This is a genomic window from Paracoccus bogoriensis (assembly GCF_019431455.1).
GTDB lineage: Bacteria > Pseudomonadota > Alphaproteobacteria > Rhodobacterales > Rhodobacteraceae > Paracoccus > Paracoccus bogoriensis.
Window position 1 is genome coordinate 1 of record NZ_JAHYSR010000044.1, and the last position, 9,836, is coordinate 9,836.

The window sequence follows — 9,836 nt, forward strand, 5'->3', positions numbered from 1 at the left end:
CACACCTTCAAGGTCATCCCCAAACGCTGGGTGGTAGAGCGCAGCTTCGCTTGGCTGGAAAAGAATCGGCGGCTGTGAAAGAACTGCGAGCGGCTACTTAACACCAGTCTGCAGTTCATTTACTTGGCTTTCTTGACTCGTCTGCTCAAAAGACTTTGAGCAAGTTCTTAGACAAGGTTGCTCATCATCACCCCCGTCAGTCCGGGAGCTTGAATCACGCAGGCCCGGCGGCCTCAAGCCAATTAACGAGTCCTGACCCTTGGCCCCGCGCATAGTCCTGCGGCGGCGCGTCATGCGCGATCCCGGAGGCGATCGGCTGGATCAGGTCGCACCCCCTGCCCCGCATCCGCGCCTGAGCGGCCAGATGGATCTCGCCCGACAGGACGGTCATCGGCGCCTCGTCCATCACGTCCAGACACAGGGACAGCATCCGTCGCCATTCCTGCCCGAGCGCGCGGCTCTGCCACTGGTCGCGCAGATCGTCCTCGTATCTCTGCATCGAGGGGATCGGCGTCATCACGCGCTCGACCAGCGACAGGCGAGGCCCCGGAAGGGGCGCGCTTGAGATCAAGGAAGACATGGCCCTGCGGGCGCGCGTCACGCAGCGATTCCACCAGCGCCCCCGGCCCCATGATCTGCAGCCGCCCGCGTTCGGACCGCGGAGCGGGCGCGATCAGATCGAAGCCCGGCAGCCGGCGATACCAGCCAATCGCGGCGCCCGGGCGATCAGCGAAAAGGTCGGGAATGTCGGCCTCGATTGCGCCATGCTGGAACAGCAGGAACATCTCGCGCGCGATGCGGAACACGATCTGCCCGATGGCCGGCCGACCGCGCGGTCCTGTGCGCCAACGGCGCGTCCGCGCGATCAGGCGATCAGGATGGCACGGAAATCGTTCACGTTGGTCAGGGTCGGGCCGGTGCGGATCAGGCAGTCCGTGGCGTCGAACAGCCGGTAACTGTCATGTGCCTCCAGCATCGCGCGCGGCGACAGCCCGGCCTGCGCCGCGCGCCGCAGCAGGTCAGGCCCGATCACCGCGCCCGCCGCATCCTCGGTTCCGTCGATCCCGTCCGTATCGCCCGCCAAGGCATGGATGCGCGGATGCCCCCGCAGCGCCATGGCCAGCGACAGCAGGAATTCCATGTTCCGCCCACCCTGCCCGGCAGGCCCCGCACCGATGCTGACCGTCGTTTCGCCCCCCGAGATCAGGGCCGCAGGCGCAGGCGCAGGTCTGCCATGAGCCGCGACCGAGCGGGCTATCCCCGCCATGACAACACCCAATTCGCGGGCCTCGCCCTCCAGCGCATCGCCCAGCAGGACAGGGGTTACGCCCGCCTGTCGCGCCACGCGGGCGGCGGCCTCAAGCGACATCTGCGGCGTGGCGATCAGGCGGTAATCGCTGGTGACATCCGGGGCCGGTTCAGGCGCGGCCAGCAACAGCGCGCGGGCGGCCTGTGGCAGGTCGGGGCCAAGGCGCTCCACCAGCGGCGACAGATCATCGCTCGCCGAGGGGTCGCGCACCGTCGGACCCGAGGCGATCGCCGCGGGGTCATCGCCCGGCACATCCGAAATCGCCAGCGTCACCAGCCGCGCCGGATGCGCCGCCCGCGCCAGCCCGCCGCCCTTGATGTCGGACAGACGGCGGCGGATACGGTTCATGTCCTCGATCGTCAGACCCGAGCGCAGCAAGAGGCGGTTGACCGCGATCTTGTCCTCCAGCGTCAGGGGCGCGCGCGGCGCGACCATCAGCGACGAGCCGCCGCCCGAGATCAGCGCCAGGACCAGATCATCCGGCCCCGCGCCCCCGACCAGCGCCAGAATCCGCCGCGCCGCCCGTTCCGAGGCCGCGTCAGGCACCGGATGGGCGGCCTCGATCACCTCGATCCGCCGCGTCGGCGCACCATGCCCGTGACGTGTCACGACCAGCCCTGACAGGGCTTGGTCCGGCCAGGCGGCCTCCAGCGCGGCGGCCATGGCAGCGGCCGATTTGCCCGCGCCGACCACGATGCAGCGCCCGCGCGGAGGTTCGGGCAGATGCGCGGCCAGCACGCGCGCGGGATCGGCCGCCGCCACCGCCGCATCGAACATGGCGCGCAACAGCGTCTGTGCCTGATCCATCGTCATCCTGCCGCCTGATCCTGCTTTGGCGGGCAGCTTAGCACGCATGGTGGCCATGGCCAGAGCCACCAGGCCGCGCGATCAGGCGGGTTCCGGCGCGGGCCTCTGTGCGACATCGCTGCGCATCCCCAACCGCGCCAGCAGCTCGGCATCCTGCCACGAGGCCGGATTCTCGGTCGTCAGCAGCACATCGCCCACAAAGATCGAGTTCGCGCCCGCCAGAAAGCACAGGGCCTGCAAGGTATCGCTCATCCCCGTGCGCCCTGCCGACAGGCGCACCACGCTTTGCGGCATCAGGATTCGGGCAAGGGCCACCGCGCGGACCAGCGAGAAGGGTTCGACCGGCTGGGCCATGCGCTCGACCGGTGTATTGGCGATGGGCTGCCACAGGTTGATCGGCACGCTTTCGGGATGGCGTTCCAGATTGGCCAGCAGGACCAGCATGGCAATGCGGTCCTCTTCGGTCTCGCCGATCCCCAGGATGCCGCCGCAGCACAGCCGAATGCCGCCGCGGCGCACATGGTCCAGCGTATCCAGCCGGTCCTGCATGGTCCGCGTGCTCGCAATGCGGCCGTAATGCGCCGGCGAGGTGTCGATATTGTGGTTGTAGAAATCCAGCCCGGCCTCGCGCAGGCGAGTCACCTGGGCCGGAGTCAGCATCCCGAGCGTCATGCAGGTTTCCATCCCCAGATCGCGCACGCCGCGGATCATCGCGCATAGTGCATCAAGGTCGCGATCCTTGGGGCTGCGCCAGGCCGCGCCCATGCAGAAGCGCTGCGCCCCCGCCGCCTTGGCGCGCCGGGCCGAAGCCAGCACGTCCTGGACATCCATCAGCTTGCCCGCCTTGACGCCGGTGTCGTGATGCGCGCTTTGCGAGCAATAGCCGCAATCCTCGGGGCAACCGCCGGTCTTGATGCTGAGCAGGCTGGCCTGCTCCACCACGTTCGGATCGAAATGGGCGCGGTGCAGGCTCTGCGCCCGGTGGATCAGATCGGGCAGAGGCAGCGCGTGGATCGCGCGCGCCTCCTCCAGCGTCCAGTCGGTGCGGATCATGCCCGCCGCGCCCCGCGGAACCGTCTCCACAGCGCGACGATCATCAGCGCCAGTCCGATCTTGACCAGATCGCCCGCCACGAAGGGCAGGACGCCCACCGCCAGCACCTTCGAGGCCGGAACGAACAGCATCAGCCACGCCGCGCCGAGGGCATAGACCACCGCCAGACCGGCCAGCATGGCCAGCCCTTGCCGGACCATGCTCGCGCCCTGCGCCAGCCAGCCGATCAGTCCCGCCGCCAGCAGATAACCCGCCAGATAGCCGCCGGTCGGCCCGACCATATAGGCCAGACCCAGCCCACGCTCGGGTGTGCCCGAAAAGACCGGCAGCCCCGCCGCGCCCATGCCCAGATAGGCCAGCATCGCGCCCACAGCCAGCCGCGGGCCGGCCAAGGCGGCGATGGCCATGACCGCCAGGGTATGCAGCGTCATCGGCACCGGCCAGAACGGCACCTGCACCTTGGCCGCCAGGGTGATCAGCGCCGCCAGCCCGAAGGCCAGCGCAACAGGGCGCGCAAGCCCCCGCAATCCGGCGCGGTCAATCATCGTCGGTGTCGTCATGAGACCTCTCCTCTGCTTTATCTATGGACTGGCAGAGGCTGCTGAGTCGGACAATCCAAATTATAGATAATTAACCGATTATCGCATATGTCCCTGATTTGTCGAACTTGTTTTGCGGACTTCTGCCGCTGATCCGGCCCACATGCTTGGCCAGGACCGAACAGGCCAGATCGGTCTGCCCGCGCCGCAGCGCCGCCAGAATGGCCCGATGTTCCTGATCGGTCGGCTTTTCCCACTGGCTGCGCCAGGCGGCGAACAGGAAGCGTGCGCTGGCAAGATGCAGGCTGTCGATGGACGACATGAGGCGCGGCATCGCGCAGGGCGCCAGAAGCAGGCGGTGAAAGCGGCGATTGGCTTCCTCCCAGGCATGCACATCGGTCGCGGCCTCGGCGGCGCGGTTGGCCGCGTCTGCGGCCTCCAGCACGGCGGGGGTGATGCGGGGGGCGGCGTGGCGCAGCGCCAGAACCTCGAGCGCGGCGCGCATGGCGGCGACCTCGCGCAGATCTTCGACATCGAATGAAGTGACGCGCATCCCCCGGCGCGGCTCGCTGACCGCAAGGCCCTGAGCCTCCAGTTGGCGGAAGGCCTCGCGCACGGGGACGTGGCTGGCACCGAACTCGACCGCGACATGGTCCTGTCGCAAGGGCGCGCCGGGTGGGATCGCGCCGGTGATGATGCGATCGGCCAGTGCACGGGCGATGCGGGCCGCGATGGTGTCCTGAGGCTGTTTCATCGTCCATGGATAATCCGCCGCTCTGATCAGGTCCACAGCGCAGGACGTGACGCAAAACCGTCATCAAACATTCACTGGCACTCGCTGATATTTCCTGTATTCAGGAATTATGGAAAGGGTTCGCGCCGCTCATGCCTTCGCCACATTGGGCCATCCCGGCCGATTGTCGGTCTTTGCCCTGCTGATGCGCTTTGCTCCGCGCGGGGCACGCCCGACCGAGATCGCGCAGGCGCTTGGCCTGAAGCCCAACACGCTGTCGCATCATCTGTCCGACCTGACGGGCTCGGGGCTGGTCGCGGTGCAACGGCAGGGGCGGTCGCTGTTCTACTCGGTCGATCTGGACATGACCGAGGCATTGCTGGGCTATCTGGCGCTGGATCTGGGGCGGGCGCGGCCCGGCCTGCTGCAGCCTCTTGTCAAGGACAAACCCATGTCGGATTCCGCCTATCACGTGCTGTTCATCTGCTCGGGCAATTCCGCCCGTTCGATCTTTGCCGAGGCGCTGCTGCGCGATCTGGGGGGCGGTAAGTTCATCGCCCATTCGGCGGGAACGCGGCCCGGCAGTCAACTGAACCCCTTTGCGATGGAAGTGTTGACCCGCAACGGCCACGATGTCGGATCGCTGCGCTCGAAGCATCTGTCCGAGTTCCAGTCACCCGACGCGCCGGTGATGGACTTCGTCTTTACCGTCTGCGACACGGCGGCGGCCGAGGAATGCCCGCCTTGGCCCGGCCAGCCCATCACCGGCCATTGGGGCCTGCCCGATCCCGTGAAGGCTCAGGGCACGGATGCCGAAAAGGGTCTGGTCTTTGCCCGGACCTATGCCGCGTTGCGCCGCCGGATCGAGGCTTTTGCGGCGCTGCCCGTCGCCAGCCTGGACCGGATCTCGTTGCAACGCAGGGTCGATCAGATCGACGCTTCGGAACTGACAAGGGACTGAGACCATGACACGGATCGCGCTGAACGGCCTTGGCCGGATCGGAAAGCTGGCGCTGCGGCGCCTGATCGACGAAGGCATGGGCGGCCAGATCGTGCTGTTGAACGACGCGGCGGGCGATGCCGAACAGCACGCGCTGCTGATGGAATTCGACAGCGTGCATGGCCGCTGGCCCGTGCCTGTCGCGGCCAGGGACGACGCGCTGATCCTGGATGGCCAGCCCATCCCGCTGACGCAACACAAGACCATCGAGGCCATGCCGCTGGATGGTGTCGATCTGGTCATCGACGCGACGGGCGTCTTCAAGACGGCCGACAGGATCGCACCCTATTTCGCGGCGGGCGTGCAAAAGGTCGTGGTCAGTGCGCCGGTCAAGGACGGGGGCGCGCTGAATCTGGTCTATGGCGTGAATCACCACCTTTACGACGGCAGCCAGCGCATCGTGACGGCGGCCAGTTGCACGACGAATTGCCTGGCTCCGGTGGTCAAGGTCATCCATGAGACGCTTGGCATCCGCCACGGCTCCATCACGACGATCCACGACGTGACGAACACCCAGACCATCGTGGACCGCCCCGCCAAGGACATGCGGCGCGCGCGCTCGGCCCTGATGAACCTGATCCCCACGACGACGGGCAGCGCCACGGCGATCACGCTGATCTATCCCGAACTGGCGGGCCGCCTGAACGGCCATGCGGTGCGGGTGCCGCTGCTGAACGCATCGCTGACCGATTGCGTCTTCGAGGTCGAGCGCCCGACCACCGTGTCCGAGGTCAACGCCCTGTTCGCCGCAGCCGCCGAAGGTCCGTTGCGGGGCATTCTGGGCTACGAAACACGGCCCCTTGTCTCGACCGATTACATCAATGACCCGCGCAGCAGTATCGTGGATGCAGGTTCCACGATGGTCGTGAATGGCACTCAGGTCAAGGTCTATGCGTGGTATGACAACGAATGGGGCTATGCCTGCCGTCTGGTCGATATCGCGCGCATGGTCGCCGGGCGCATGTCATGAGCGGGCTGCGCGCCTATGCGGCGGTGACGGCGGCTTATTGGGCCTTCATGTTGTCGGACGGCGCGCTGAGGATGCTGGTCCTGCTGCACTTCGACGGGCTGGGCTTTTCACCGCTGCAACTGGCCTGGCTGTTTCTGCTGTATGAGGTCGCGGGCATCGTCACCAATCTCGGCGCGGGCTGGCTGGCGGCGCGGTTCGGGCTGGCGGCGACGCTCTATGCCGGGCTGGGCATCCAGATCGCGGCGCTCGCGGCCTTGGCGCAGTTGGACCCGTCATGGTCGGTGACGGCTTCGGTCGTCTTCGTGATGGCGGTTCAGGGGGCCTCGGGTGTGGCCAAGGATCTGGCCAAGATGTCGTCGAAATCGGCGGTCAAGGTGCTGGCGCCTGCGGCTGAGGGCGGCCTGTTCCGCTGGGTCGCGGCGCTGACCGGGTCGAAGAACGCGGTCAAGGGTCTGGGCTTTTTCCTCGGCGCGGCGCTTCTGGCGCTGACGGGGTTCCAGGCGGCCATATGGGGAATGGCAGGCGTGCTGACTGCGATCCTGCTGGCGGTCGCACTGTTCCTGCCGCCGGGTCTGCCGGGGCGGATGAAGGGCGCGGATCGCTGGTCGGGCTGGCGCTCGGCCGATCCGCGCGTGAACCGGCTGTCGCTGGCGCGGCTGTTCCTGTTCGGGGCGCGCGACGTATGGTTCGTGGTGGGCATCCCGATCTATTTTCAGGCCGTCCTGTCGGACGGCACCGCCGAAGGGCGGCGCGAGGCTTTCTTTCTGGTCGGCGGCTTCATGGCGGTCTGGATCATCCTCTATGGCGCGGTTCAGGCGGCAGCGCCGCGCATCCTGGGGGGCGCCGCACGCCCCGACGAGGTCGTCACGCGCGATGCGGCGCGATGGGCGGGGCGGCTGGTGCCGATTCCGCTGATGCTGGCCGCAGCGGCCTGGATCGCGGGCGAGCCCGCGCCCTGGCTGACCGGCCTTCTGGTTGTGGGGCTGATGGGCTTCGGCTATGTCTTCGCGCTGAACTCCTCGGTCCATTCCTATCTGATCCTGGCCTTCGGGCAGGCGGACCGGATCACCCGCGATGTCGGCTTCTATTACATGGCAAACGCGTCGGGGCGGCTGATCGGCACGCTTCTGTCGGGGCTGTCCTATCAATGGGGCGGCCTGCCCCTTTGCCTGGCCACGGCAGGCGCGATGGCGGCGGCAAGCTGGTGGGCGATGCGCCGCCTCGCCTTGGCCTGAGCGGGCCGGACATCGACGGGTTCCGTCGGGCAATGTCGTCGCCCGACAAGAACCGTCAATGCGGTGCGCTCTTGCCGCAGATCCTCGGGCATCAGGGCCTCGGGCAGGTTCTGATAGCAGACCGGTCGCAGGAAGCGTCGGATCGAAAGGGTGCCGACCGAGGTCGCGCCGAAGTTGGTGCTGGCCGGATAGGGACCGCCATGGACCATCGCATCCGCCACCTCGACCCCCGTCGGAAAGCCGTTGCAGAGCACGCGCCCCGCCATGCGTTCCAGCGTGGGCAGAAGGCGCCGGCCCAGATCGGCGTCGCCGTCCTCCAGCTGCATCGTCGCGGTCAGCTGGCCGCGACCTGCTCCATCTGCGCCGAGGGATAGGCAGGCCGGGTGACTGCCGAGAGTTCAAACAGCGCCGCGCGGGTGATCGTCCGCAGCACATCAGCGCCGCGCCGCTCGATCCGTTCGCCGCCGTCCTGGACGCGAAAGCCGGGGGAAACGCCCCTGATCAGGCCCGCCCGGTGCGCCGCCAGAAAGTCAGCCGCCCAGGATGTGCCGCCGTCCAGATCGGCCCGGATTTCCAACGCCTCGGGGGTGTCGCGCAGGGACAGGGTGCCCGCCGCCGTCGAGGCAAGGGGCTTGGCATAGTCATGCTGCGATAGCAGGTGGATTTCCCCGCCCGCCTCGATCCGTTCGGCAAAGGCCCGAGGGGCGATAACCTCGCGCCGCCCCGGTGCCAGTTCGGTTTCCGCACCATAGGGGAACCGCTCCAGAAGGCGGGTTGAACCGCCCTCGGCCCGGATTTCCAGCGCGCCCAGATTACCGCCCCAGAGCATTACTCGTCCGCCCCGATGCCGGTGATCAGGCGGATTTGCGCGCCGCGCGCCACGGTCACATCAGCCGTCAACAGGCCCGTCAGCCGCAGCCCGCTGGATTGCGCGTCGGTGTAGGGGTCGCGGATCATGTCCACGCCGCCCCAGATGCCCAGGAAGGCCGGGGGAAGCCTGTTCGAGGCGGTCGTGAGGATCGCCGTTTCCGCAGGCATGACGGAGCCAATCACGGGTGCGCCGGTGTATTTCACCAGCCGGTCGAGTTCCCACATCGGAGCCGCGCCCGCCGCCAGCATGTCGTCGAGTTCGGCCCAGATCGCAGGCCCGAAAGGACAAGCCGAAGCGCCGTCCGAGCCCGGACCACATCCCGCGATGGGGGTGGAACTGACGCCCGGCGCTGATGCCTGTGCCGATTGCGGCGGGCATTGCAGCGGGCGCCTGCGCCGGATCGGGGAGGGCGTCACCGGGGATCCGTGGCCCCATCCTCGACAACTGCGCGCAAGCGGCGCAGATGGTCGATCCCCTGCGGAGCGACATGCCCGAATTCGCTCTGGTGGGCACGCAGCGCATTGGTGGTCTCGGTCCTTTGGCTGACGAACTGCTCGCGAGTGCGGAACAGGATGGCGCGTGCCTGCTGATCTTCGCTCCTGGGCTCGACGAAGCGCATGTTGGGGCGTTGCGCCGCCTCGACGATCGCCTCGGCATCGTTCGTCGGCTCACGCGGCTGCACTGCAGCCACGGTCCTCCTCACCGTCGTTTTTCTGGCGCTTCACAAAACGGCTTGACCTGGCAGGGTGCGATCAAGCGGACGTCATGCCCATGCGAGACCATCTCCCGTGCCCAGTGATGCGCGCCACCCCATCTTCTTGCCGCCGGACGAATGGACCCGCGGCGTCAGGCCGAGCCGCGCCGCCAGATCCCTTGCAGACTGGAATGCCGCCACGTCCGGCATTGTGGCCGCGAAGGCGTTTGACGCGATGGGGCCGAGCCCCGGGATCGTGGCGAGCCGGCGGGCGAGTGGGCCGGCCTTCCGGGCTGCCGTGATGCCGCCGTGATCCGGGCCGTCGCCGCTTCGATCCTCTCCTCCGGATTGCGAATCCGATCGAACAGGTCCAGCGCGGGCCGCGCCGGATCGGGCACATCGTTCGCCGCCTCGATCAGCCGGTCCAGGTTATGGTTGCCCCTGACCACGACGCCTGGCGAGGAGTGCGGGCTTGCCCGCACGAAACCCTCCGGTGGGGGCTGTTGAAGAAGTCGTTTCAGGCCGGCACCGTGATCGGTCGGGCTTCGCGCCTTTGGAGGATGGAACAAGGAAACAGCAGCACGGCCACTGCCAGCTTCTTCAGGTTCATGGCGGTGGCGGTCAG

At 67.7% G+C, this 9,836-nt stretch carries 11 protein-coding genes and 3 pseudogenes; 4 read left to right on the forward strand and 10 right to left on the reverse strand.

The window, feature by feature from the left end:
* A pseudogene (locus tag KY389_RS14820) lies at window positions 1-159 on the forward strand (transposase); the annotation flags it as partial.
* A 55-nt stretch (window positions 160-214) separates the two neighbouring features.
* Here KY389_RS14820 and KY389_RS14825 read toward each other — a convergent pair.
* The 5 genes from KY389_RS14825 to KY389_RS14845 all read right to left on the reverse strand — a co-directional run bounded on the left by KY389_RS14825 (window position 215) and on the right by KY389_RS14845 (window position 4,462).
* The gene (locus tag KY389_RS14825; RefSeq protein WP_219831748.1) at window positions 215-580 is read right to left on the reverse strand and encodes a hypothetical protein; all 366 of its coding nucleotides are present in this window, start codon (window positions 578-580) and stop codon (window positions 215-217) included.
* Window positions 581-865: 285 nt separating this feature from the next.
* Window positions 866-2,122 (reverse strand): glycerate kinase type-2 family protein, encoded by a 1,257-nt coding sequence (locus KY389_RS14830; protein WP_219831749.1) that lies wholly within the window; start codon window positions 2,120-2,122, stop codon window positions 866-868.
* A 75-nt stretch (window positions 2,123-2,197) separates the two neighbouring features.
* Window positions 2,198-3,169: a biotin synthase BioB gene (gene bioB, locus KY389_RS14835; RefSeq protein WP_219831757.1), complete on the reverse strand. Its 972-nt coding sequence runs from the start codon at window positions 3,167-3,169 to the stop codon at window positions 2,198-2,200.
* The gene (locus KY389_RS14840) at window positions 3,166-3,729 is read right to left on the reverse strand and encodes a biotin transporter BioY (protein WP_246588174.1); all 564 of its coding nucleotides are present in this window, start codon (window positions 3,727-3,729) and stop codon (window positions 3,166-3,168) included. The genes bioB and KY389_RS14840 overlap by 4 nt, the downstream gene beginning before the upstream one ends.
* 70 nt (window positions 3,730-3,799) lie before the next feature.
* Window positions 3,800-4,462 carry a GntR family transcriptional regulator gene (locus KY389_RS14845; protein ID WP_219831750.1) on the reverse strand — a complete coding sequence of 221 codons (663 nt, stop codon included), beginning with the start codon at window positions 4,460-4,462 and terminating at the stop codon, window positions 3,800-3,802.
* A 109-nt stretch (window positions 4,463-4,571) separates the two neighbouring features.
* Between KY389_RS14845 and KY389_RS14850 the strand changes: the two genes are divergently transcribed.
* From KY389_RS14850 to arsJ, 3 genes are read left to right on the forward strand one after another with little or no spacing between them, the layout of a single operon-like run.
* Complete coding sequence (locus KY389_RS14850) at window positions 4,572-5,402, forward strand: metalloregulator ArsR/SmtB family transcription factor (RefSeq protein WP_219831751.1); 831 nt, start codon at window positions 4,572-4,574, stop codon at window positions 5,400-5,402.
* A gap of 4 nt (window positions 5,403-5,406) precedes the next feature.
* The gene (locus KY389_RS14855) at window positions 5,407-6,411 is read left to right on the forward strand and encodes an ArsJ-associated glyceraldehyde-3-phosphate dehydrogenase (RefSeq protein WP_219831752.1); all 1,005 of its coding nucleotides are present in this window, start codon (window positions 5,407-5,409) and stop codon (window positions 6,409-6,411) included.
* Entirely contained in the window at window positions 6,408-7,646 is a 1,239-nt protein-coding gene (gene arsJ / locus KY389_RS14860; protein ID WP_219831753.1) for an organoarsenical effux MFS transporter ArsJ, read from the forward strand. Before KY389_RS14855 ends, arsJ begins: the two co-directional genes overlap by 4 nt.
* Window positions 7,647-7,720: 74 nt before the next feature.
* Here arsJ and KY389_RS14865 read toward each other — a convergent pair.
* The 5 genes and pseudogenes from KY389_RS14865 to KY389_RS15960 form a co-directional block, all read right to left on the reverse strand.
* A pseudogene (locus KY389_RS14865) lies at window positions 7,721-7,993 on the reverse strand (aldehyde dehydrogenase (NADP(+))); the annotation flags it as partial.
* A complete protein-coding gene (locus KY389_RS14870; protein WP_219831754.1) occupies window positions 7,981-8,475 on the reverse strand; it encodes an HK97 family phage prohead protease in 495 nt (164 codons plus the stop codon). The pseudogene KY389_RS14865 and the gene KY389_RS14870, both read right to left, overlap by 13 nt.
* The gene (locus KY389_RS14875) at window positions 8,475-8,933 is read right to left on the reverse strand and encodes a hypothetical protein (protein ID WP_219831755.1); all 459 of its coding nucleotides are present in this window, start codon (window positions 8,931-8,933) and stop codon (window positions 8,475-8,477) included. Before KY389_RS14875 ends, KY389_RS14870 begins: the two co-directional genes overlap by 1 nt.
* Window positions 8,934-8,950: 17 nt before the next feature.
* A pseudogene (locus KY389_RS14880) lies at window positions 8,951-9,327 on the reverse strand (hypothetical protein); the annotation flags it as partial.
* Entirely contained in the window at window positions 9,281-9,514 is a 234-nt protein-coding gene (locus KY389_RS15960) for a transposase (protein WP_219831759.1), read from the reverse strand. The gene KY389_RS15960 and the pseudogene KY389_RS14880, both read right to left, overlap by 47 nt.
* Between the last annotated feature and the right edge of the window lie 322 nt (window positions 9,515-9,836).

Excerpts from the sequence above, each read along its gene's own strand:
- KY389_RS14825 (WP_219831748.1), bottom strand. The coding sequence starts at position 580 with ATGTCTTCCTTGATCTCAAGCGCGCCCCTTCCGGGGCCTCGCCTGTCG.
- KY389_RS14870 (WP_219831754.1), bottom strand. The coding sequence starts at position 8,475 with ATGCTCTGGGGCGGTAATCTGGGCGCGCTGGAAATCCGGGCCGAGGGC.
- KY389_RS14855 (WP_219831752.1), top strand. The coding sequence starts at position 5,407 with ATGACACGGATCGCGCTGAACGGCCTTGGCCGGATCGGAAAGCTGGCG.
- KY389_RS14850 (WP_219831751.1), top strand. The coding sequence starts at position 4,572 with ATGGAAAGGGTTCGCGCCGCTCATGCCTTCGCCACATTGGGCCATCCC.
- arsJ (WP_219831753.1), top strand. The coding sequence starts at position 6,408 with ATGAGCGGGCTGCGCGCCTATGCGGCGGTGACGGCGGCTTATTGGGCC.
- KY389_RS14840 (WP_246588174.1), bottom strand. The coding sequence starts at position 3,729 with ATGACGACACCGACGATGATTGACCGCGCCGGATTGCGGGGGCTTGCG.
- KY389_RS14845 (WP_219831750.1), bottom strand. The coding sequence starts at position 4,462 with ATGAAACAGCCTCAGGACACCATCGCGGCCCGCATCGCCCGTGCACTG.
- bioB (WP_219831757.1), bottom strand. The coding sequence starts at position 3,169 with ATGATCCGCACCGACTGGACGCTGGAGGAGGCGCGCGCGATCCACGCG.
- KY389_RS14830 (WP_219831749.1), bottom strand. The coding sequence starts at position 2,122 with ATGACGATGGATCAGGCACAGACGCTGTTGCGCGCCATGTTCGATGCG.